Origin of the sequence: Bacillus sp. MD-5, from assembly GCF_002201875.1 — a bacterium.
GTDB lineage: Bacteria > Bacillota > Bacilli > Bacillales > Bacillaceae > Bacillus > Bacillus stercoris.
Window position 1 is genome coordinate 2,625,354 of sequence record NZ_CP021911.1, and the last position, 23,098, is coordinate 2,648,451.

Consider the following 23,098-nt stretch of genomic DNA (forward strand, 5'->3'; position numbering starts at 1 on the left):
TACCGGCAGAGCAAAAGAAAATGATTCTTGAAACGAAACGAGTATGTATTGCATTTTACCATACTTTCCAAAAAGACGGTAACAATGTGTTTCTGACTTGCACATTCTATATGTATGACAAAAAACTGCCCTGCATTAACTATCTTGCCCCAAGAAAAAGAGATAACTCATAATTGTACAAAACAAGGCACGAATGATTCGCGCCCTGTTTTATTATTACTATTATTATGCACCATATTAACGGTTTTCTACAAGAAAATCAATTGCTTTGCGAACTTTTAAATCTTCTTTCATCGCGTCAGTAGAACCGATGGCTTGTTTAATATTTTCAACAGGCATGTTGTATGCTTCAGACATTTTTGTAAGCTCAGCATCAACTTCCTCATCTGATACTTCAAGGTTTTCCGCTTTCGCAATCGCCTCAAGAGTCAGGTTAGATTTTACGCGTTTTTCAGCATCTTCTTTCATTTGCTCTTTTAACGCAGCTTCATCTTGGCCTGAGAATTGAGTGTAAAGCTCAAGGTTCATGCCTTGCATTTGCAGACGCTGTTCGAATTCTTTCAGCATGCGGTCAAGCTCAGTGTCAACCATTGCTTGCGGCACATCGATTTCAGCATTTTCAGAAGCTTTCAGAACAAGCTCTTCACGCAATTTAGCGTCAGCTTCGTTTTCTTTCGCTTCTTCTAAACGTTTCTTAGTTTTTTCAGTTAATTCAGCGAGTGTTTCCACTTCTTCATCGATATCTTTAGCGAATTCATCGTCAAGCTCAGGAAGCTCTTTCGCTTTGATTTCGTGAATTTTCACTTTGAACACAGCTGGTTTGCCTGCAAGATCTTCAGCGTGGTACTCTTCAGGGAATGTCACTTCAACATCCTTCTCAGCACCTGCTTCAAGGCCGACTAATTGATCTTCGAAGCCAGGGATGAATGAACCAGAACCTACTTCTAGAGAGTAGTTTTCAGCTTTTCCGCCTTCGAATGCTTCGCCGTCAACGAATCCTTCGAAATCAAGAACAACTGTGTTTCCTTCTTCAACAGCGCCTTCTTCTTTTACAACAAGCTCAGCTTGACGCTCTTGAAGCGCTTTTAGTTCGTTTTGAACATCTTCGTCAGTTACAGTTGTGTCGTCTTTTTCAACGCCTAAGCCTTTGTAGTCGCCAAGCTTCACTTCAGGTTTTACTGTTACTTTCGCAGTGAAGATTAAGCTTTCGCCTTTTTCGATTTTTTCAACATCGATTTCAGGACGGTCTACAGGCTCGATTCCAGCTTCTTCAACCGCTTTAGGGTATTCTACAGGAAGAAGAATATCCAAAGCATCTTGGTAAAGAGCTTCTACGCCAAAGCGCTGTTCAAATAATCCGCGAGGAATTTTACCTTTACGGAATCCAGGAATTGAAACTTGTTTTACTACTTTTTTAAATGCATCATCAAGTGCTGTTTTAAACGTTTCAGCATCAACTTCAACCGTTAAAACGCCTTCGTTGCCTTCTTGTTTTTCCCATTTTACAGACATGTGTTTCCCTCCAAAAATCTATTCAGGTTGTGTCGGTCTTCCATTCTAAAGCAATCATTCGGCTTCGTCCAACAAAAACAAAGCTGCCAAAGATCAGAATCATTATGTATAGATGTTAATAATGAACTGCAAAGCCTGTCCAACCGTATTTCTTATAACCCGTTATACACAAATACAACCACTATATTATAACATAACACATAGCGCTTTCAACTATATGGCGTGATTTACAAATAAGAAATTTCTTCAATATCTTTTATCATTGTGCAAGCTTCATCGAGTTCTCTGTCGGTAAATTCATACATCATATGAAGTTCTTCTCTTTCAATTTCAATCCCGTGCATCTCGTAGCCGACTTTATGCAGGGCAGCCGCCCAAAGATCAGCCGACAGCAATTTCGGCTGGAACGGATATAAAACGTATAAATGTCTTCTCCACAATTCTTCTACGGCCGCATACAAGGTTGGATTTTCATTTCCAAGTGTCTCATCCAGCACCCTGAGAACACGGTGCAGAATCGGAGCGGCATCAGGCGGGACAATCTCAGACGGTTCAATTGTCAACGACTCGCCAAATTTACTAATGTGCACAGGTTTACTGTACTCATGCTCGGCCAACAGCATAACAATCATCGTTTTGATAATCGGGTGGGCTGAGGGGTCTTGAAGGATTGTTTTGAGCAACCCTGTATACTTTGCTACGTTACGGTCTTTCAAGGAATGAATGAGATTCATTTGCTCCTCAGGGCTTGCCAGCACTTTCTCGGTGTCAATTGTATCCTCGTATTCTTCGTCCCAAGCCTCGTCCTCTCGATCCGGATCGGTCATTTTCCGGCTGAAATCAAGCAGCTTGTAAAATTGCTCGGCGCTATCTGCCGGCAGCTGATTTTCTTCCAAAACGGCTTCAATAGTGCTTTTGACTTCTTCGTATTTTTTGAGCTGAATTAAGATGGTCATGTACACCTGCAAAACCGTAAAATAATGGCCATAACCTTCTTTGAGCATCTTCTCGCACACACTTTTTGCCTCTTCCAGTTCGCCCAGCTCTAAAAAGCAGATGGCCATCCCTAAGTGAAGATCAGATTCAGTATCATCATATTTCATTGCTTCAGAAAACAGCTCAAGCGCTTCTTGATACTTTTTTTCCTTGAGTGATGACATCCCTTTTTCCACGAGGCGGTCTTTCAGATGAGGAAAAGGAATAATTTTTGCGTTTTTCTTGTCATGCGTCATACCTATATTCCTTTCAGGCATTTATTTTGTTCAAGTGTATCAACACCTGTGAACAAACACAAGAAATGAAAGGTTTCACCAGGCAAAAAAAGCCGCCGGACTAAGACCGGCCGCTTCTTCAGGCTTGAAGCCAAGAGCTTCTTTTCGATTCAAATAGCTTGATTTCATCTTCAAGCAGCAGCGTTAATGAAATTTCATCATAGCCGTTGATGAGCATCTCTTTCCAATGCGGATCAACTTCAAATGAAATTTGATTGCCTTCACTGTCATGAATCAGCTGATTTTCAAGGTCAACAGTCATTTGCAATGACTGGTTTTCATACTGGCTGACTAGCTGTTTCCAATTGTCATATGGCATGCGGATTGGAAGCATCCCGTTTTTAAAGCAGTTCTGATGGAAAATATCAGCAAATGACGGCGCAATGATAATTTTAAACCCATAATCATCAAGCGCCCACGGAGCGTGTTCGCGCGATGATCCACAGCCGAAGTTTTCTCCTGCTATTAAAATGGAAGCTCCTTGATAAACAGGCTGGTTTAATTCAAATTCAGGATTCGGTTCACCATTCGCATCATATCTCCAGTCAAAAAATGCAAAACGCCCGTAGCCTGTTCTTTCAATCCGCTTCAAAAATTGTTTAGGAATAATCTGGTCAGTATCAACATTGATCCGATTTAATACTGCCGCTTTCCCCGTATGTGATTTCAAAGGTTCCATCTCGCGCACTCCTTACACAACTGTTTTTTCCTGATAAAACTTTCTGACATCAACGAAGTGTCCGTGAATGGCAGCCATCGCAGCCATTGCCGGGCTGACGAGATGTGTTCTTGCACCTTTTCCTTGTCTGCCCTCAAAGTTGCGGTTAGAGGTTGACGCACAGCGCTCTCCCTCAGGAACAACATCATTATTCATACTCAAACACATGCTGCAGCCTGACTCTCTCCACTCAAATCCAGCTTCCAAGAAAACCTGGTCAAGCCCTTCTTGTTCAGCCTGAAGCTTCACACTTTGGGATCCTGGCACGACGATGGCTCTAACGCTGTCAGCTACCTTCTTCCCTTTGATCATATCTGCAGCCTGACGAAGGTCAGTCATGCGGGAATTTGTGCAGGAACCGATAAATACGTGCTCCACTTTAATGTCTTCGATTTTCTGATGTGGAGTCAGCCCCATATATTCATAAGCTCTAATCGCTTCTTTTTTGTCATCTTCTGCAGAAAAGCTTTCCGGCGCTGGAACTTCAGAATCGACAGGAAGAACCATTCCCGGGTTAATGCCCCATGTCACCATAGGAGAAATGTCGTTGCCGTCAAGGACGATAGATTTATCGTAAACAGCGCCCGGGTCTGTGCGCAGCGCTTTCCATTCCTCTACAGCCTTGTCAAATTCTTCGCCTTTTGGCGTGTACTTGCGGTTTTTGCAATATTCAAACGTTACCTCGTCAGGTGCAATCAAACCTGCTCTTGCTCCTGCTTCAATTGACATGTTGCAAACGGTCATTCGTTCATCCATCGTCATATTTCTGAATACTTCCCCAGTGTATTCAATGACGTAGCCAGTGCCGAATTTCACACCGTATTTACCGATGACAGCAAGAATGACATCCTTTGCCGTTACCCCTTTTTGAAGCGTTCCATCTACACGCACTTCAAGTGTTTTCGGACGCTGCTGCCAAAGAGTCTGTGTGGAAAGGACATGTTCAACTTCACTCGTCCCGATTCCGAATGCAAGAGCGCCGAAAGCGCCATGTGTTGATGTATGACTGTCGCCGCACACGATCGTTTTCCCTGGAAGCGTTAAGCCCAGTTCAGGGCCGACGACATGGACAATCCCTTGATCCACACTGTGAAGATCGGCAAGGCGCACGCCAAATTCTTCACAGTTTCTTTCGAGCGCCGTTACTTGGCGTTTCGCAACTTCATCCTTTATCTCAAAACGATTGACGGTCGGGATGTTATGGTCCATTGTCGCAAATGTGTTTTGGGGTCTTCTGACCTTTCTTCCCTTTTGTCTCAAACCTTCAAATGCCTGAGGTGACGTCACCTCATGAATGAGATGCAAATCAATATAGAGAAGATCGGGTTTTCCCTCACCATGTTTTACAATATGCTGATCCCAAATCTTTTCGATGATTGTTCGAGGCATCATCTTTATTTCCTCCCTCTACCTATGAACTAAGACCGCTTATCGTAAGCTGTCACACATTAGAAATTGTATTTTCACTCATGATTGCTGCCTTAACTTCCTCCGTAATGGCCTGAGTGCTGCTGAACTCTTCACCCCGTGCCAAGTCTCTTGTTCTTTTTCCGGAAGCCAAGACTTTGTTAACCGCATCTTCTACAGCTTTCGCTTCCTCTTCAAGCCCGAAAGATGTTCTCAAAAGCATTGCCGCTGACAATATGGCCGCAAATGGATTTGCCATCCCTTTGCCGGCAATATCAGGCGCGGAGCCATGAACAGGCTCAAACAGATGAAGACCTGAGCTTGATAGGCTGGCTGACGGGAGCATTCCGAGTGAGCCTGTAAGCATCGACGCTTCATCGCTTAAAATGTCACCAAACATATTTTCAGTCACCACGACATCAAATTGATTCGGTGCATAAATTAGCTGCATGGCTGCATTATCCACAAGCATGTGCTCCAGCTTTACATCAGGAAAATCTTTTGCAACGTCCTCAGCCACTTCACGCCACAGTCTGCTTGATTCTAGAACGTTTGCTTTATCAACAGAGGTTACTTTTCCTTTTCTGGCTGCTGCCATTTTAAAGCCCTCTCTGATCACGCGTTCAATTTCCGTCCGCTTATAAAACAGGGTGTCTACTGCTTCCTGCTCACCTTCAGTGTTTACATAGCGTTTGCTCGGCTGGCCGAAATACAAGCCGCCTGTCAGCTCTCGGACGATAACAAAATCAACATGATCGATGTATTCTTTTTTCAAAGGCGAAGCGTCAGAAAGGCTTTCAAACACCTTCACTGGCCGTAAATTCGCAAACAAATCAAGCTGTTTTCTGATGCTGAGCAGCCCTTTTTCCGGTCTCAGCTCCGAAGGGTTTTGATCCCATTTCGGTCCGCCGACAGCGCCAAGCAATATTGCGTCTGCATTTTTACAAGCGGCAACGGTTTCCTCTGGGAGGGGGTTGTTATGTTTGTCAATCGCCGCCCCTCCAATCAGGCCATATTCAAATTCAAATTCATGGTTAAAGCGTTCGGCAACACTTTTCAGTACGTCTGTCGCTGATTCTAATACTTCAGGGCCGATCCCGTCTCCGGGCAATAGAGCAATACGTTTCTTCAAATTAACCGTTCTCCTTTCTTTTATGATCCGACAGCTGTGTGGTTTTTAAGTCCGCTCATATTCGACTCGAAAACCAATTGACGGTTTACTGCGTTCAAATAGGCTTTCGCTGATGCTTCTAATACGTCTTGCGCTATGCCCCGCCCTGCTGATTCCTTTCCGTTCACCAAAACTCTTACATACACCTGGGCAAATGCATCTTCGCCTTTTCTGTTAGACTGAATGCGGTAGTCTAAGAGCTCCACGTCTTTATCGATGCAGCGCTCAAGCGTGTTGTAGATTGCTTCCACACTTCCGGCCCCAGTTGCAGCTTCCTGAATAAGCTCTGCGTTTTCTTGATTTTTCAAAGAAAGAGTAGCCGTAGGGACCTGACTAGTTCCGTAATGTACTTGCAGAGAAAGAAATTCATACCCAATCTTGCGATCTGTTACTTTTTCTTCTAAAATAAGAGAAACAAGATCCTCATCAGTGATTTCTTTTTTCTTCTCAGTCAACTCTTTAAACATCGTAAAGAATTTATTAATCTCTTCACTGTCAAATTGGAATCCTAAAGCAGTCAACCGGTCTTTAAATGCGTGGCGTCCAGAATGTTTACCTAGGACAAGCGCATCTGCGGTTACACCGACAAGCTCCGGCGAAATAATTTCATAAGTTGATTTCTCTTTTAAAAAGCCGTCCTGATGGATGCCTGATTCATGAGCAAATGCATTATCGCCCACAACTGCTTTATTGCGCGGGACAGCCATGCCGGTCAGCTTGCTTACTAAATCGCTTGTTCTCTTAATCTCGTTCAATGTAATTCCTGTTTCAACTTGGTAGAAATCTTTTCTGATATGAAGGGCAACGGCAATTTCCTCTAATGCCGCGTTTCCGGCTCTTTCACCGATCCCGTTCACAGCGCATTCAATTTGATCAGCGCCATTTTCAATCGCAGCAAGAGAGTTTGCAACTGCCATTCCCAAATCATCATGACAATGAGCTGAAAGCTTTGCTTTGTGAATGTTCGGAACGTTTTCCTTCATATATTTAAAGATATTTCCGTATTCCGCTGGAGCCAGGTAGCCGACAGTGTCTGGAAGATTGATAACACTGGCGCCTGCGTCAATCACTTTCTCGACGATTTCTGCCAGAAACGGCAGCTCAGTACGGCAGGCATCTTCAGCTGACCATTGCACAACCGGAAAACGTTCTTTTGCGTATGTCACCATTTCAACTGCTCTTTCAATGACTTGCTCACGTGTCATTTTCAGCTTGTGCTTCAAATGAATGTCCGATGTGGCGATAAAAACATGAATTCTCGGGTAAGCACCATCCTTTAACGCTTCCCAAGCAGCGTCAATATCACCTTTTACACAACGGGCCAGACCAGTCACTGAACAATTTTTAATGGTTCTAGCGATTTCCTGAACAGCTAAAAAGTCACCTCGGGACGAAGCGGGAAATCCCGCTTCAATGATATCTGCCCCGAGTCTTTCGAGCTGCTTAGCTATGGCAAGTTTCTCCTGTGTATTCAAGTTCACTCCAGGGGACTGTTCACCATCACGAAGCGTCGTATCGAAAAAATTAATTTTGCGCAACGGAGACCACCGCTTCCTTTTTCTTGCCTTGTTTCACAAACGGCATCATTTCACGAAGCTTTCTTCCCACTACTTCGATTTGATGCTCGTTCTCGCTCGCATTGATAGCGTTGAAACGAGGACGGTTTACTTGGTTTTCGACGATCCATTCTTTTGCGAATGTACCGTTTTGGATATCTTTTAATACTTCTTTCATCGATTCTTTTACTTTAGCATCCACAACGCGAGGTCCTGATACGAAATCTCCCCACTGTGCTGTGTCAGAAATTGAATATCTCATTCCTGCAAGTCCTTCTTCGTACATAAGGTCTACGATTAATTTCAGCTCATGAAGACACTCGAAGTATGCAAGTTCAGGCTGATAACCTGCTTCAGTTAATGTTTCAAATCCTGCTTTGACAAGCGCGCTTAATCCGCCGCAAAGAACCGCCTGCTCACCGAACAAATCTGTTTCTGTTTCTTCCTTAAATGTCGTTTCTAATACGCCCGCTCTTGCGCCGCCGATTCCTTTTGCATATGCGAGAGCTTTGTCTCTTGCTTCTCCAGTCACATCTTGATAGATTGCGAACAATGCAGGTACGCCGGCTCCTTGCTCATATGTTCTTCTGACCAAGTGTCCCGGACCTTTAGGCGCTACCAAGAATACATCAACATCCGCCGGAGGAACAATTTGATGGAAATGCACGTTAAATCCGTGAGCAAATACTAATGATTTTCCTGCTGTCAATTCATCTTTGATTTCAGCTTCGTATACTTTTTGCTGCTGTTCATCAGGAAGCAGAACCATGATGATTTCAGCTTGGGCTGCCGCTTCTTTTACTGAAAATACTTTATGTCCGTCTTCTTGGGCCTGCGTGAAAGATTTTCCTTGTCTAACACCGACGATCACGTCTACTCCGCTTTCTTTAAGGTTCAAGGCATGTGCGTGGCCTTGCGAACCGTATCCGATAACCGCTACTGTTTTGCCTGCCAATACGTTCTCTTTGATATCACCGTTATAATATACTTTTACCATTTCAATCTCTCCCTTGTTATGTTTTATACAATAGATATTGTTTTATTGGATGACGCCTTTTGCTGGGTACCCCTCGCAAAAGCCGTTGTACCTGTTCTCGCGATTTCTTTAATGCCATAAGGTTTCAACAATTCAATAAGCGCTTCAACTTTGTTAGATTCGCCTGTCACCTGAACAACGATGCTGTCTCTGCTGACATCGACGACAGAGGCTCTGAACGGTTCTATGATTCCATTAATCTCTGTTCTCGTTGAAGGTGCGGAGACGACCTTGATTAAGGCCAGCTCCCTCTGGACAATCGATTGATTTGTGATGTCTGTGACTTTCAGAACATCAATCTGTTTGTTGAGCTGTTTTGTTAACTGTTCAACATCATTTTCTCCTTCAACATGAACGACAAAGGTGATTCTGGAAACGCCTGTTGTTTCTGTGTGTCCAACTGTAATGCTTTCAATGTTGTAATGCCTTTTTGTAAATAGACCGGTGATTCGGTTTAACACGCCTGAGCGGTTCACCACAGTCAATGTGATAATTCTTTTCAAGGTTTCACCCCCACCATTTCATGCAGCCCTTTTCCCGGAGCCACCATCGGGAATACTTTTTCTTCGCTGGCAACCCGCACATCAATGACAACAGGTTCTCTTGACGTTAATGCCTCTTCCAGCTTTTCCTTCGCTTCCGCCTCTGATGAAATTCTGATGCCTTTAATGCCGTATGCTTCGGACAATTTGACGAAGTCAGGCTGAGAAGCGAATTTAGATTCTGAATAGCGTTCTTCATAGAAAATTTCCTGCCACTGTCTGACCATTCCGAGACAAGCGTTATTTAAAATCACTACCTTGACCGGAAGATTTAATTCGCGAATGACATCGAGTTCTTGAAGCGTCATTTGGAAACCGCCGTCTCCGACAACCGCGACGACAGTGGCATCTTTATCAGCCAGCTGTGCACCGATCGCCGCCGGAAGGCCGAATCCCATCGTTCCAAGTCCGCCTGACGTAACCCATTTATCTGCTTTTTGGAACGGATAAAATTGCGCTGACCACATTTGATGCTGGCCTACATCTGTTGCGACAATGGCTTCTCCTTTTGTAAATTGATGAATATATTCAATCAATTTCTGAGGTTTAAAACCCTCTTCCTCTTCATACCAAAGCGGGTACTCTTCTTTCCATTCGGCGAGCTGTTTTTTCCATTCGCTTGAATCACTTGGTTTGCCATCTTGTTTGATCAGCTCCTGCAGGACAATTTTGCTGTCTCCCACTACAGGAATCTGTGTTTTCATGATTTTTCCGATTTCAGCTGGATCAATATCGATGTGGGCAATCTTTGCGTTTCTGGCAAAGTGTTTCAGGTTTCCTGTGACACGGTCATCAAAACGGGCGCCGATGCTGATTAAAAGATCACAATCATGAAGCGCCATATTGGCTGTATACGTGCCGTGCATTCCCGCCATCCCCAGGAAAAGCGGATGGTCAGCCGGGAAGCCTCCGAGCCCCAAAAGGGTGTGCGCCACGGGGATTTGCTGCTGTTCGACATAATTTTTTAATTCTTCTGACGCTTTTCCGTGCAGTACGCCCGCACCCGCCAGGATCACCGGTTTCTTCGCACTGCTCACGGCTTCTACTAGCTTGCGGATCTGCAAGTAATTCGGCTCTGTTGTCGGCTGGTATCCCGGGAGGTTCATCTCATGATCGTAGCTGAATTCTCCTTCAATAGTTGCTACATCTTTCGGAATATCGATCAATACTGGGCCGGGTCTTCCAGTTGTTGCAATATGGAACGCTTCTTTAATGATGCGCGGCAGATCTTCCGGCTGGCGAACCTGGTAGCTATGTTTTGTCACCGGCATCGTAATCCCTAGAATGTCTGCTTCCTGAAATGCATCACTCCCGATAACAGAGGTTGCCACCTGCCCTGTAAAGACAACTAACGGCAATGAATCAATCATGGCATCAGCAAGGCCTGTAACAAGGTTTGTCGCTCCCGGTCCTGATGTGGCGATGACGACACCCGGTTTTCCAGTGACTCTTGCGTATCCTTCCGCTGCATGAATCGCGCCTTGTTCGTGACGGGGAAGGATATGTACCAACCCTGAATTGTATAGCTTATCGTAAATCGGAAGCACAGCCCCGCCCGGATAACCGAAAATCATTTCTACTTTCTCTTTTTTTAATGATTCAATCAGCATTAATGCTCCGCTCATCGTCTGTGTACATTTGGCAGATGCTGAATCCATCTGTACATTAGTCCTCATTTTAGTTCCTCCTTTTGGATTTTCATCCTTTAAAGATCATCTTTTCATTAGCTAGATAGCTGATTATTCAATAAAAAAAGCCCTTCCACCCACAATCAGCCGCGCAGTAACTGCGATAGCTAAAAGGGGCGAAAAGGCTTTTCTTTCCGCGGTACCACCCTTGTTTACGGCCTTAGTCGGCCGTCTCATGGATATTTCTATCCGCTTTAGTAACGAGTGAATCAAATTCACCCGGCCAAGTCCTACTGTCATTTCAGACTGGCACTCTGAGGCGAGTTCACCTTACAAAGCTTCGCCGGTTCTCAGCTAACCCGGTTCTCTGTGGAAAGCTTTATCAAGGCTACTTATCCTCATCTGCGCTTTTCATATTCAGCCTTCAGAACGGCTTGTAAGCTGTTCAAAAAGGTCGATTGTTTTTCATTTTTTCAGAATCATATTGCGATCATTTTCGCTTGTGAAGCTTGCGTTATCTTTTGTTGAACTCATATTACGCCGCTTTGGACGCAGTGTCAACAGCATTTTTTAAAATTATTAGACAATTTTGATTAATCAATCTATATTGTATACGCTTTCATTATTGGTACAAAAGGAATTGCAAATGTTAAAAGTTTTTATAATTTTTTTATTAATCTATCAAGGATACACCAGAATAATTCAATTTTACATAAACGTGTAAGATTTTATAACACACTGTGATTCGAATAGGATTTGAGTCTGACAGATCATCTTGCAAACCATTTCAATCTGGATAGGCACTCCCCTTGTTCCCTCGGCATACATTAATGGTATCTTGCAAAGAAAAGGTGATACGATGAATAAATCATTTGCAGACATGCAAGGATTTCCTGCGGGCTTTCCAAGCTTCCCCAGCTTTCCGCAGCAGTATTATCCTGCTTCCCCTGCCTTCTACCAGCAAAGCCAGCATCCATTTGGAGGATACGGATACGGACAGCCGTTCAGCCAGGCATACAGCCCGTTGACCACTCCCTCTGCTATGTACTCCTCTTATCCATACACTTCAGATTTTTTCGGGCAGCAATTTTCAGGCACTGGCTTCAGCGGCCATAGCGGCGGGTTCAGTATTCCGGCGACACATGTCGGCGGTTTTAGCGGAACAGCCGGTGTGCATGGAGGCTTTAGATATTAAAGAAGACTGCAAGGGCCGAACAACGATTTCGGCCTCTTTTTTTGCTTTCAAACATCTTTTGCAACTCATATATTTCAAAGGGGCTTCAATACTGTCAGGTTTTCTGTCTTTATAGTTGGAAACAGGATGAAATATGATTAAGATCAAAGTTTGAGGAGGAATAAAATTGCATATAAAAATAGACGATTTAACTGGACGTCAGGTGGTCTCACTTGTGAATGAACATTTACATAGCATGACGCTTATGTCCCCGCCAGAAAGCACTCATGCCTTAGGTTTAGAGAAACTAAGAGAGCCTGAAATAACATTTTGGAGCGCTTGGGAGGGTGATGAACTCGCCGGCTGCGGAGCGCTAAAAGAACTGGACAGCCGGCATGGAGAAATCAAATCAATGCGAACATCTGCATCACATTTAAGAAAAGGCGTTGCCAAACAAGTTCTCCAGCACATCATTGAAGAGGCCGAGAAGCGAGGTTATGAGCGACTAAGTTTAGAAACGGGTTCAATGGCTTCATTTGAGCCAGCAAGAAAATTGTATGAAAGCTTCGGTTTCCAGTATTGCGAACCGTTTGCAGACTATGTTGAAGATCTAAACAGTGTGTTTATGACAAAGGAGCTGCAACTATGAAGATAGATAAGACAGAGGAAAGTCTGTCTTATCTATTTTTTTGTATTTACACACTTTTCACCCTTTTGATACCCGCCCAATGTTTTCAATTTTGTTTAATTCAAAGAACAGCGGGAATTACAAACGACATGAACGATATCATGCAAATTCATGAAGGAGGAGATTGATATGAAAAGCATAGTTGGTGTATTCGAAACTCCGCAGGAAACCATCGCAGCGATTGAAGGGTTACTCACAAAAGGCTATGATTCTGATGACATTTCTGTTGTGACAAGCCGGCGAGATACAGATTATTTGGAGTCACGTACAGGAACAGAGGTCAATCAAGCCATCGATGCACATCAGGGCGAATCTGAATCTTTTTTCGATAAACTGAAAGATTATTTCACAATGGATGATACTGCTGCACACAGCAAAGCATTATCCGATTTGGATATTAGAACGGATGAAATAGACAAGTATCAAGAAGATTTGGATGACGGAAAACTTCTGGTAGCCGTCGATACAGATGCAGATGTAAATGCTCCTATGGATAACGGCAATGCCCTTTCAGGCGGCTTTTCAAGCACAAATGAAATGGCGGATTATACAACGAAAGAAGAAAAAACGATGCCGCTCCGGGAAGAACAGCTGAAAGTCGATAAGGAAGACGTTCAAACCGGCGAAGTAGAGATAGGAAAAGAAGTGAAAACAGAAAAAAGAGATATGGACATCCCGGTGAGACACGATGAAATTTATGTCGAACGCCGGCCAGTGGATGAAAATAAAGCGGATGCTTCTCCCGTCAACGATTCGGAAGAGATCAGAGTGCCAATCGTTGAGGAAAAGCTGGAAGTGACTAAAAAACCGGTTGTCACTGATGAAGTGGTTGTCGGTAAACGCACTGTTGAAGAAAATGAACATATTTCTGAAACTGTGAAAAAAGAAGAACCTCGTCTGAATAAAGAAGGAAAAGTTGACGGCTTGGATGATGATGATCCGTTAAATAATAAATAAAAATCATAGACCGACAACAAAAAACCTCAAATCCTAAATGGATTTGAGGTTTTTCATTTTGGTACGTCCCAGGAGAGATTCGAACTCCCGACCGACGGCTTAGAAGGCCGTTGCTCTATCCAGCTTCCATCCTTTTTATATCGCTATTCGTTCACGTTCATGTATAACGGTCACTTTCCGAACTTTGACCGATTGACTTAATTTTCTATTATATTTGCTTATGCTTTACAATTCAAGCATTCATATAGTAGAAAACAACCCTATTGAAAAGGTAATACAGTTGTACTAAAATCTGCTATATAAAAAGGCAAAGGTAATTATTTAAAGGAGTGGTTTCATGAGAGATAACAAAGAATGTTGTCCATTGGGATAGAGATCGGTTATTTAAAATAATGTAATTTGAGATGGACTATAATTAGATTCGTTTCGACAAGTCAATTTTTTTCATGGTATGTGGATGAATCGACTATAGGTTTATCCCTTTCATGTCCCCAGTGAAAATATGAAAATATCCCCCATATCCTTTATATAAAGATAGAGAGAAGTAATAGGAATACTTTAGCTTTCTTCATATTCCTTAACTCTGCGATAGAATGTAGCCTTAGCACTTGATTTCTTCATTGCTTCAACCGCTGTAATTTCTCCTGCTTTCCATTGTTGCTCAAGCTCAGTTGTAATAGTTGCTTTAGGACTTCCAAGATGTTTGCCCTGTGCCTTAGCTGCAGCTATCCCTTCAGCTTGACGAGTCTTAATCTTGGTTCTCTCTTCTTCAGCAACCCACGATAATACTTGTAACACCAAGTCAGCCACGAAAGAACCGATGGAGTCATTGTATTTCCGTGTATCCAACAATGGCATATCTATTACAACAATATGTGCTTTGATTTTCTGTGTGATATCTTTCCACTCGTTTAAAATCACCTCTTTGTTACGACCTAGCCTATCTAATGAATGTATGTATAACGTATCTCCTTTTCGCAAACGCAATTTCAAAGCTTGGTATTGAGGTCTATTGAAGTCTTTCCCGCTTTGCTTATCGATATGAATATCACGCTCATCAATTCCAAGAGCATACATACTATCCAGTTGTCATGCTTCATTTTGGTCTTTGCTGCTTACTCTAACGTATCCAAATTCTTTGTTGTCCATAATTGATTCCACCTTGAGGCATCGGTATCTTTTCTTTGATATCACTTATAAGTCTACACCCTCTGCTATCGATATTATTATCGAACTCGAATAGGGTTTCACTGCAACTCTTATTACTTTACCATGTTAAATCACATTGAGAATCTGAGTCGTGTCGGAAATTTACCGATTGTCAGTTTGTGAATGAGGGTGGTTTCTGTATCAAACCAAGACACCAACATACCCTATCCCACAACTTGACATGTATGCAACCATAAAAGACACCCAACTAATTTGGATGCCTTCTTATAACTATTTCACTTGTTCTTGTAGCACTTCTTTTAACAATTCAACCGCATTTTCTTCACTTGGGTCGTTCGTTCCGAGTTCACCTCGAAAAGCTTTGGAAAGGATAGAAGATTTCAATTCATCGATTGAGTTTGCTAAGTTTAGCATAACGTTTGCACTTTTTTCCTTTTCAATTACATTTTCAATTTTATCTATTTTCTGCTTTAGTACGTCCATAGGCGGCAATAAGATTTCATGGGACTTAAACTTTTCAAATTCAATACTATTAACAGTAGTTCCAGATTTTGAATAGTTATGTAACAAGTTCCTTTCATTGCCTTTTACATACCATAAGAAGTACTTATTTATTAATTCATCTCCAGAATCGAATACCTTCAAATCTTGATTAACTGTACATTCTGAGAGTAAAAATGCAACTGGGAGCGTTCTTTGCAAAATACCACTCCTTACAACCATTGCGACTGAACCTCTTTTTGCAAGCTTCGCTGATGAGTTGTTTAGACCTTCCTCAGTAATGTAATCCATTGTCTTTGAGATAAAAGTGGTCTTCATATCTTTAGCAGAAATCCATGGTATTCTTCCATTCCAATACTCTTCTTTTGCCTTACTTGGAGTTCCACCTCCAAAAATGGTAAACAAATCCTTAACCTTTATATTTCTCCAACCTGTAGGAAGTTTACCATTACTTAATTCTTCTTTTAAAATAGTTCTTATAATCGATGCCCGACGAAGTTCAAACGTTTCCTTCGCTTCTTCAATCAACTGCTTTGCTTCTTCAATTTTACTTAAAAGCCGCTCCACTTTCTCAGCAATCCGTTTTTGCTCATTGAGTGGCGGAAGAGGAACAGGAATGATAGCCATTTTCTTCTGAGTAAGTTTCAATCTAGTAGTACCACTTACATACCCGTTAAAATTAAATTGGTTCAAATAATGCAGTAGGAATAAATTCCCTTCCGAACCAAAGATAGACCTTAATATGTGTGCATGGTTGTTAACCCATGCTTTCTCCCTAATAATATAAGCTTTATTTTTGAAAGGCTCTAAAAAAGGAACTCCATCTTCTCCCAAAAGAACAAGTTCCTCATCTGTAAGATAGTCATCTATCCATCCAACTTGTCCAGTAGCACCATAATAAGGTATATTCCCTACTCTTTTTGCTCTTTCTTCAGCATTAACTGGCTTACGATATTTATCTAGACATACTGCGTAACCATTTAATAATTTTACCCATATCCAATTTTCAGGCAGTTCATAAGGCTGCTCTTCTACTGGCACTATAGTTTCTTCTACTAATTCTTCAATGGTCTTCTTTTCCTTACTCATTTTTTGACCACCTCATCCTCTTCAACAGCACGTAATTCTTCCACCACTTCATTTAACAACTCCATTGCTTGTTGAAGTTTCGCAATCGCCTCTTCTGCCGATTCAATAGGGTCTGGTAGGTTTTCATATGATGATAAAGACTCGTCAGCAATCAATCCGATATCTAGACTGTCATCCTTCTTTGCAATTTCTTCTCGCGAAAACTTGTTCCAACGTTCATCTTCCACTTTCGATCGGTCTTCAGCTACATATGCCTTCATGAAGTGTTCAAAATGAGCCATTGTTAGCTGATTACGTTTGCCAAATGAAGTCATATTTGTCCGAAGATCATATACCCATACATCCTTCGTGTTATCTTGGTCTGTTGTTCCCCTTGTAAAGAATAAGACATTCGTTTTTACACCTTGCGCATAAAAAATTCCTGTTGGTAAGCGTAAAATCGTGTGTAAGTTACATTTGTTCATCAAGTCACGACGAATTTGTGAGCCAATCCCGCTTTCAAACAAGACATTATCGGGCAAGATAACCGCTGCTCTTGCATTTCCATCATCTTTTAAAGCGTTATAAATCAACTGCAGGAAATTCAACTGTTTATTCGATGTTTCAAACGTTAAATCGTCGCGGGATACCCGTTCTCCGCCTTTTTTGGTACCGAACGGCGGGTTTGTTAAAATAACATCAAAGTTCTTCATCCATTTACCGTTACCCGATAACGTGTCTCCTTGTTCCAAACGACCTTCGATATTATGAAGCAAAGCATTCATGAGTGCCAGACGATGCGTATCTTTAACAAGTTCCATACCTACAAAGGCTTCTTTCTTTTGAAACTCGGCTTCTTGTGGTTCTATATCAAAGTAGTCATCTGTTTGATTCTTTAAATATTGGTCTGCAGCAATCATGAAACCGAATGTTCCAGCTGCAGGGTCAGCACACCGCTCACCAATTTTCGGGTCAATTAATTGAACCATCACATCAATTAATACACGAGGTGTAAAGTATTGCCCCGCTCCTGATTTCTTTTCACTGGCATTCTTCTCTAACAATCCCTCATAAAGATTGCCCAGTCCTTCTTCTTTCGCATTGTACCAATCAAGAGCATCAATTGATTTGATAATTTTCTCTAAGTTTTTCGGCTCAGCAATACTTGTAGAAGCATCACTGTATATTAGACGCAGCCGCTCATTTTCACTGTTTCCTAATTCAAGTAACAATCGCTGATAAAATGTCTTTAATTCCAAACCTTCTTTATCTAACAAATCATCCCAACGATATCCTTCTGGAATCACACCTTCTGTTTCCTGCTCCTTCATCATTTTGAGGAATAATAAGTAGGTTAACTCTGTTACATATTGCTGATAGGTAATCCCATCATCACGTAACACATTACATAAATTCCATAGTTTTTGAACGATTTCTTGGTTGTTCATTTTTCAGCCTCCTGCTAACTCCGTGTATATTTTAATTTTGGATTCTCATTCAAACCTCATTAAAGTGAAAATCAAAGATAAAGTAACTTATCTATTATAACTTAAAAAATGCCCCTATGAAGAGGCACATTGTTAACTAATATAAAGGTTCTCATTTATAGTGGTAACAACCGTATCAATATAGTCACCGAACTCCCGCTTCAGCAATTTATAGCCGCCCGAAGTTTTAAATGGTTCTTCCGAGAATGCCTCTTCTGCAGTTGGTGCTAATACAGGCACTTTAAGTAATTGCTTTTCTATTCTCTCTAACCATTTCTTCTGTCTTGGAGTCCAATCATGCAGTGAATACACTTTTTGCATCGCTTGTTTAATACGTGCTTCATGGGCAACTAGTGCTTCACCTAATGCAGCTTGGCGAATAAAGCTAATAATGTCTGCTGCAATGTCTTCATTTTTTGTCTGCTTCCAAGCTGTCTGCAAATGAGATTGCTTAAAGCCTTTCGTTTCTAGAATGGTAATAAGTTCTCGTAAATCCTGCCTTGTTAAATCTTTCGGGCTTGTGCAAATAAGATGAAGAGCGGGAATTTCATTAATATTTTCTTGGATAAAACGAACGAAACCTTCTAAATAATCTTCTGGTCTCTTGTTTCCTTCACCGTATCCCCGAACCACATCTGTTACTTCATCCTCTTTGTTGGAGATATATCGTTTCTCGCCTTTTACCCGATAGGCTTCCATATATTCAAATAACATGTTGTGCTGTTTTGCTTCTTGTGGCGTATACGTTTGAATTTCTTTCGCCCACTCATCCACATTTTTTCCATTCGACAATTCTTCAAACTTTTGTTTTCCTTCTTCATTCAGCCTTTGCTTGCGACGCTGAATTTTCGCTGCCAATTGGTCACGATAAAACGAAGCTTCATCTTCTGCAGTAGCATTGGCAAGTGATTCATATAGTTCACCGATACTGTAATTTTGTTTCTTTACAACAGGTTTCATCTCCGTATAGCTTTGCAATTTATCGTAGATGCCCACTGCATCGTAAATGTTAAAGTGTGTTTTTCCAATGTCGGGACAAAGACGGGTTGCACGTCCAAGCATTTGGTCATAAAGAATACGAGACTGTATACGCCGTAAGAATACTAGATTTGTTATTGGAGGAACGTCAATGCCTGTGGTGAGTAAATCAACCGTTACAACGACATTTGGCAGCCGCTCGTTCTTAAACCTTTTAATGGCATCTAATGGCTTATAGATATAGCCAGTAATTTTCATAATAGCATCATCTTCAATTTCATCGCCACGTTCTTTAAAGGCTTCCTTTAATAACCGAACAACTAAATCTGCGTGTTGGTCAGTCGCTGCAAAGATAAGGGTTTTCTCTTTTCCTGTCGGATCAATGTATTCAACCAGTTTGTTTAGAACCGCCCGATTAAAAGGTTCAGTAATTACCCGTTTATTAAACTGTTCAACCTCAAAATGAATGGTATCTTCCATATTTTCTAGTTGAATCTCGCCTTTATCAACATCATACACTTCAACTTCTTCGTCTTTTTCAAGAGTAATGCCGACTTGTGAAAGTTCTGTCTTAAACAGATATGGTGGTTCATGGTCAACTAAGTAGCCATCCAGAACCGCTTCACTATAAGAATACTTAAAAATAGGCATACCAAAAATCTCTGTTGTATGAAGAGCTGGTGTTGCAGTAAGTCCTAAACATGCCGCATCAAAATAATCAATTACACGTCGATATTGGCTAATATAATCATTTTGGTCACGGAATTCCAATTCTTCCTCTGACATTTCTTTGTCACTTGTATAGCCACGATGTGCTTCATCTACAATGATGAAATCATACTGCCCGACACTTGGAAGCTTCTCGTTATCGCTATAGAAAAGTCTTCTAACCATTCCCTGCACCGTCGCAATTTGCACCTTCGTTTCAACTTCTGGAGACATGTCTTCTAAAGACTTTACATCGTATATATCAGCAAATGAGTAGCCTTCAATTTTTGTATCCTTAAGTGCATCCTCTGTCTGTTTTCCTAACGAATTACGGTCTACAAGGAAAAGAATACGACGACATTTTTTGGACTTAATTAAGCGATACATGAGGGCGATAGCTGTACGAGTTTTCCCAGTTCCCGTTGCCATCGCAATAAGCATTCTTCGTTGCCCTTCTTTTAATCCCTCTTCAGCGGAAAGTACCGCTCTTTGCTGATAATGACGCAAACCAAACTTCGTAATATCCTCTTCTTCTAAGCGTTTATTTGCATCCTTGTCATCTTGACTAAGAAGAAGCTGCAAGTCATCAGGTGAATGCCAGCCTTCTAATGGGCGAGCATGTTCTAACGGTTTACGTGAATCCCAAAACCAGATGCCCGACTCTTCTTGAAGTTGTCTCAAGTATGGTCGGCCGTTCGTTGCGTATAAAAACGGCACTTTATATTCACCTGTTGTAGGTATGATGACTTCATCTTCGACTTGTGTCACATTTTTTGCATACACTTTTGTTTGACTTTCTAATGCGCCAGGAATCGTTTTCTTTTTTGCCTTAGCTTCAATAAAGCCAACAAGCTTTAAGCCAATAAACAACGCATAGTCAACCCTGCCGCCATTGACCTTCCATTCTGCAATTGCCATGTTTCGATTTTTCTCTGGCAGCGTTCCGTTCTTTTGATGATTTAGTACAGTTGTGTCTACTTCCCACCCAACAGCACGTAGTTTTCCATCAATAATCGTACGTGTTTCAGCTTCAGTTAATTGCTGTCGACGCATAAAGTTTTTGGATATCTTTTTACGTTCGATTTTTACCTCTTCTTGTTCCACTTCCGCCTGTCGACGAATTGCCTCTAATTCTTCTTCAAGCTTTTTGACTTTCTCCTCATATTCTCGCTGAAGTGTTTCTGTACTCTGTTCTACTTGTTCTTGAAGTTCTGTATACTCTGGTGCTTGAAAATCCCAATCACCATATACCTCCATGAACCAAATGGACAAGCGGAACGTTAATTGCAACAAAGCCTTTGCTTCTTCTACTTTTCCATAATCCGCTTCATGCATCGCTACATTCCCTTTGCGACGAAGAGCCTCTAATATATCAATTAATTCAGGCTCAAGTAACCTTTCCCGACGCAAAGTGTTAATGCGATCCACTTGCGTTGTACCATATGCCTCTTTAATATTTTCAGCGGCAAGAATAAATTTAGTTAGTGTTTCAGCGAACAATCGCAGTTTCATTACTGTTGTATGGGGGTCATGATATACATTTCTCTCAGCTGTCTCTCCCAAGTTAGCAAGTACATCCCATTTCCCTTGAAAAAATGAAAAGTTGCTACTCATTTTTATCACCGTTTCCTAAAAGATTGTTTGTGTCCATTATACTATAATCATGCAAAAATTAGGAAAGAAGATGTATCGCTCTTTTTCTACTCTGCTCCTTAGTTTAGGTTCATTCTTTAACCAAGTGAATAAAAGACGGGTTTTATTAGTTATTGTTTAAATATCGAGGCTACGACATCAGATTTGATCGATAAAAAGAAGAGCCTCAATTGTTATACTCTGAAAATGCTCTACATGGAGGACATAATCGCTTGTTGTACGGCTTCTATTCTCACTCACCTTCATTTGCCTAGTGTTGGTTTCGAGAGCATCAGAAATCAACATTGAGTCATCCAAGACCTCAAACTGTTTTATTTTTTCTTTTGAAGCGGTGGAACTAGTTATGGTCAATCCATTTAATAATCCCTTTACATCCGAATCAACATCTAATAATCCTTTTCTTTTGGTTACAACAAAAAACCTCCTATATCGAAAGTTATATAAGTCAATAACAGGTGTAATTTCTTACGTGACCGTTATACTGACCGTTTCACTAAACGATATAGAAGGTTGATTTGACGGGTTTTAGCACCCGATTTAATTACGTCCCAGGAGAGATTCGAACTCCCGACCGACGGCTTAGAAGGCCGTTGCTCTATCCAGCTGAGCTACTGGGACACGTTATGTTTTTTGTTTTTCGCTTTAACTATCAGCGACAAGATTTATTATATATGGGATGCAACAATAAGTCAACGGTTTTTTAGAATTTTTTTCATGAGGAAGAAAATTTTCTTCCTCATGACATTTTCATAGTGTGACTCGGTTTTGCAGATCCTCAATTTCATTGCCTGCTTGGTCGTAAAAACGGACTGTCGCAGCATCATTTTCTAATGTCAGTATAGCATAGCTTTCTGTCCTGCGCACCCTTGGAAGCCGGATGCTGCCTGGGTTAATCATCAGTTTTCCGCGCAGCACTTCGCTTCCCGCGATGTGCGAATGCCCGAAGCAGATAATATCCGCTCCGAGCTCTTCTGCACGATAGTATACGTTTAACAAGGTCTGTTTTATACCGTGAAGGTGGCCGTGTGTGACCAGTATTTTTCTTGAACCGGCAGTTAGAAGAAGCTCGTCCTTAAAATCGCCGGCAAAATCGCAATTGCCTTTTACAACCGCATAAGGCTCCAATGCCGGATGCCCTGTTTCTAGCTCAGAGTCTCCGCAATGAATCATAAGGTCAACTTCTGCTTCGTGCCGTTTCGCAATGGTCTGGAGTTCTTCTTCAAGCCCATGGCTGTCACTGATAATCAGCACGTTCATGTACGAGCTCCCTCCTTATGCCTCCAAAAGCTTAGACAGCTTTTTAAGCGCGTCAGCCCTATGGCTGATTTTATTTTTTTCATCACTAGTCAGTTCAGCCATTGTCTTATCTTTATCTTTCACGATAAAGATTGGATCATAGCCAAAGCCGTATTCTCCTCTCGGTTCTTCAGCAATATACCCTTCAACATGGCCTTCGACTGTTTTTGTTTCCTCTCCCGGAATACTCACGGCCAATGCGCAGCGGAAACGGGCGGTGCGCTGTTCTTTTTCGATTCCTTTCAGCTCGCTGATCACTTTATTGATATTTGCCTGGTCGTCTTTCTGTTCCCCTGCATAGCGTGCTGAATAAACCCCGGGTCTGCCGCCAAGATTATCGATGGATAGGCCTGAGTCGTCCGCAATCACCATTTTGTTCACTGCTTTGGCAACAGCTTCTGCTTTCAGAATGGCATTCTCTTCAAATGTATGGCCTGTTTCTTCAATTTCTTCTGTGAATCCAATTTCAGCTAACGATTTGACATCATAGCCTTTTGGCTCAAGAATTTCTTTAAATTCCTTCACTTTTCCCGGATTATGTGTCGCAATAATTGCTTCTTTCATGATGATCAAGCCT

18 protein-coding genes, 2 tRNA genes and 1 other annotated feature are annotated in these 23,098 nt (G+C 41.8%); of the genes, 3 read left to right on the forward strand and 17 right to left on the reverse strand.

Going from position 1 to position 23,098, the window contains the following annotated elements; all coding sequences use genetic code 11:
• Window positions 1-237: 237 nt before the first annotated feature.
• The 9 genes from tig to ilvB all read right to left on the reverse strand — a co-directional run bounded on the left by tig (window position 238) and on the right by ilvB (window position 10,889).
• Entirely contained in the window at window positions 238-1,512 is a 1,275-nt protein-coding gene (tig, locus tag CDO84_RS13290; RefSeq protein ID WP_040082256.1) for a trigger factor, read from the reverse strand.
• A 227-nt stretch (window positions 1,513-1,739) separates the two neighbouring features.
• A complete protein-coding gene (ddcA, locus tag CDO84_RS13295; protein WP_040082255.1) occupies window positions 1,740-2,744 on the reverse strand; it encodes a DNA damage checkpoint antagonist DdcA in 1,005 nt (334 codons plus the stop codon).
• A gap of 118 nt (window positions 2,745-2,862) precedes the next feature.
• A complete protein-coding gene (gene leuD, locus CDO84_RS13300) occupies window positions 2,863-3,462 on the reverse strand; it encodes a 3-isopropylmalate dehydratase small subunit (protein ID WP_014664869.1) in 600 nt (199 codons plus the stop codon).
• 12 nt (window positions 3,463-3,474) lie between these two features.
• The gene (gene leuC, locus CDO84_RS13305) at window positions 3,475-4,893 is read right to left on the reverse strand and encodes a 3-isopropylmalate dehydratase large subunit (protein WP_040082254.1); all 1,419 of its coding nucleotides are present in this window, start codon (window positions 4,891-4,893) and stop codon (window positions 3,475-3,477) included.
• Window positions 4,894-4,942: 49 nt separating this feature from the next.
• Window positions 4,943-6,040 carry a 3-isopropylmalate dehydrogenase gene (leuB, locus tag CDO84_RS13310; protein WP_014664871.1) on the reverse strand — a complete coding sequence of 366 codons (1,098 nt, stop codon included), beginning with the start codon at window positions 6,038-6,040 and terminating at the stop codon, window positions 4,943-4,945.
• Between the two features lie 20 nt (window positions 6,041-6,060).
• On the reverse strand, window positions 6,061-7,617 hold the full coding sequence (locus CDO84_RS13315; protein ID WP_040082253.1) for a 2-isopropylmalate synthase: 1,557 nt from the start codon (window positions 7,615-7,617) through the stop codon (window positions 6,061-6,063).
• Window positions 7,604-8,632, reverse strand: coding sequence for a ketol-acid reductoisomerase (gene ilvC / locus CDO84_RS13320; protein ID WP_003222549.1), 1,029 nt, complete (start codon window positions 8,630-8,632; stop codon window positions 7,604-7,606). Before ilvC ends, CDO84_RS13315 begins: the two co-directional genes overlap by 14 nt.
• A 23-nt stretch (window positions 8,633-8,655) precedes the next feature.
• Entirely contained in the window at window positions 8,656-9,174 is a 519-nt protein-coding gene (gene ilvN / locus CDO84_RS13325; RefSeq protein WP_014664873.1) for an acetolactate synthase small subunit, read from the reverse strand.
• Complete coding sequence (gene ilvB / locus CDO84_RS13330; protein ID WP_040082250.1) at window positions 9,171-10,889, reverse strand: acetolactate synthase large subunit; 1,719 nt, start codon at window positions 10,887-10,889, stop codon at window positions 9,171-9,173. The genes ilvN and ilvB overlap by 4 nt, the downstream gene beginning before the upstream one ends.
• A 121-nt stretch (window positions 10,890-11,010) precedes the next feature.
• Window positions 11,011-11,255, reverse strand: a binding site (T-box leader).
• 445 nt (window positions 11,256-11,700) lie between these two features.
• Between ilvB and cotQ the strand changes: the two genes are divergently transcribed.
• From cotQ to CDO84_RS13350, 3 genes are all read left to right on the forward strand, one after another.
• Entirely contained in the window at window positions 11,701-12,036 is a 336-nt protein-coding gene (cotQ, locus tag CDO84_RS13340) for an inner spore coat protein CotQ (protein WP_040082249.1), read from the forward strand.
• Window positions 12,037-12,202: 166 nt separating this feature from the next.
• A complete protein-coding gene (locus tag CDO84_RS13345; protein ID WP_040082248.1) occupies window positions 12,203-12,664 on the forward strand; it encodes a GNAT family N-acetyltransferase in 462 nt (153 codons plus the stop codon).
• A 168-nt stretch (window positions 12,665-12,832) separates the two neighbouring features.
• Entirely contained in the window at window positions 12,833-13,660 is an 828-nt protein-coding gene (locus CDO84_RS13350; protein ID WP_040082247.1) for a YsnF/AvaK domain-containing protein, read from the forward strand.
• A gap of 59 nt (window positions 13,661-13,719) precedes the next feature.
• Here CDO84_RS13350 and CDO84_RS13355 read toward each other — a convergent pair.
• The 8 genes from CDO84_RS13355 to CDO84_RS13395 form a co-directional block, all read right to left on the reverse strand.
• Window positions 13,720-13,811 (reverse strand) — tRNA-Arg (locus CDO84_RS13355).
• Window positions 13,812-14,218: 407 nt separating this feature from the next.
• Window positions 14,219-14,737 carry a recombinase family protein gene (locus tag CDO84_RS13360; RefSeq protein ID WP_231560760.1) on the reverse strand — a complete coding sequence of 173 codons (519 nt, stop codon included), beginning with the start codon at window positions 14,735-14,737 and terminating at the stop codon, window positions 14,219-14,221.
• A gap of 363 nt (window positions 14,738-15,100) precedes the next feature.
• Window positions 15,101-16,420, reverse strand: coding sequence for a restriction endonuclease subunit S (locus tag CDO84_RS13365; RefSeq protein WP_040082245.1), 1,320 nt, complete (start codon window positions 16,418-16,420; stop codon window positions 15,101-15,103).
• Window positions 16,417-17,847, reverse strand: coding sequence for a class I SAM-dependent DNA methyltransferase (locus CDO84_RS13370; RefSeq protein ID WP_040082244.1), 1,431 nt, complete (start codon window positions 17,845-17,847; stop codon window positions 16,417-16,419). Before CDO84_RS13370 ends, CDO84_RS13365 begins: the two co-directional genes overlap by 4 nt.
• Window positions 17,848-17,979: 132 nt before the next feature.
• Window positions 17,980-21,186 carry a type I restriction-modification system endonuclease gene (hsdR, locus tag CDO84_RS13375; protein ID WP_040082243.1) on the reverse strand — a complete coding sequence of 1,069 codons (3,207 nt, stop codon included), beginning with the start codon at window positions 21,184-21,186 and terminating at the stop codon, window positions 17,980-17,982.
• Between the two features lie 583 nt (window positions 21,187-21,769).
• Window positions 21,770-21,843, reverse strand: a tRNA-Arg gene (locus tag CDO84_RS13385).
• Between the two features lie 129 nt (window positions 21,844-21,972).
• Window positions 21,973-22,482 (reverse strand): metallophosphoesterase, encoded by a 510-nt coding sequence (locus CDO84_RS13390; RefSeq protein ID WP_014664882.1) that lies wholly within the window; start codon window positions 22,480-22,482, stop codon window positions 21,973-21,975.
• Window positions 22,483-22,497: 15 nt separating this feature from the next.
• Window positions 22,498-23,094, reverse strand: coding sequence for an XTP/dITP diphosphatase (locus CDO84_RS13395; protein WP_082032955.1), 597 nt, complete (start codon window positions 23,092-23,094; stop codon window positions 22,498-22,500).
• Window positions 23,095-23,098 lie beyond the last annotated feature (4 nt).

What these genes read in the sequence shown, in the direction of transcription:
- ilvC (WP_003222549.1), bottom strand. Translation starts at nt 8,632, where the DNA reads ATGGTAAAAGTATATTATAACGGTGATATCAAAGAGAACGTATTGGCA.
- CDO84_RS13370 (WP_040082244.1), bottom strand. Translation starts at nt 17,847, where the DNA reads ATGAACAACCAAGAAATCGTTCAAAAACTATGGAATTTATGTAATGTG.
- CDO84_RS13390 (WP_014664882.1), bottom strand. Translation starts at nt 22,482, where the DNA reads ATGAACGTGCTGATTATCAGTGACAGCCATGGGCTTGAAGAAGAACTC.
- CDO84_RS13365 (WP_040082245.1), bottom strand. Translation starts at nt 16,420, where the DNA reads ATGAGTAAGGAAAAGAAGACCATTGAAGAATTAGTAGAAGAAACTATA.
- ilvB (WP_040082250.1), bottom strand. Translation starts at nt 10,889, where the DNA reads ATGAGGACTAATGTACAGATGGATTCAGCATCTGCCAAATGTACACAG.
- leuC (WP_040082254.1), bottom strand. Translation starts at nt 4,893, where the DNA reads ATGATGCCTCGAACAATCATCGAAAAGATTTGGGATCAGCATATTGTA.
- cotQ (WP_040082249.1), top strand. Translation starts at nt 11,701, where the DNA reads ATGAATAAATCATTTGCAGACATGCAAGGATTTCCTGCGGGCTTTCCA.
- leuD (WP_014664869.1), bottom strand. Translation starts at nt 3,462, where the DNA reads ATGGAACCTTTGAAATCACATACGGGGAAAGCGGCAGTATTAAATCGG.
- CDO84_RS13350 (WP_040082247.1), top strand. Translation starts at nt 12,833, where the DNA reads ATGAAAAGCATAGTTGGTGTATTCGAAACTCCGCAGGAAACCATCGCA.
- ddcA (WP_040082255.1), bottom strand. Translation starts at nt 2,744, where the DNA reads ATGACGCATGACAAGAAAAACGCAAAAATTATTCCTTTTCCTCATCTG.
- tig (WP_040082256.1), bottom strand. Translation starts at nt 1,512, where the DNA reads ATGTCTGTAAAATGGGAAAAACAAGAAGGCAACGAAGGCGTTTTAACG.
- hsdR (WP_040082243.1), bottom strand. Translation starts at nt 21,186, where the DNA reads ATGAGTAGCAACTTTTCATTTTTTCAAGGGAAATGGGATGTACTTGCT.
- CDO84_RS13360 (WP_231560760.1), bottom strand. Translation starts at nt 14,737, where the DNA reads ATGTATGCTCTTGGAATTGATGAGCGTGATATTCATATCGATAAGCAA.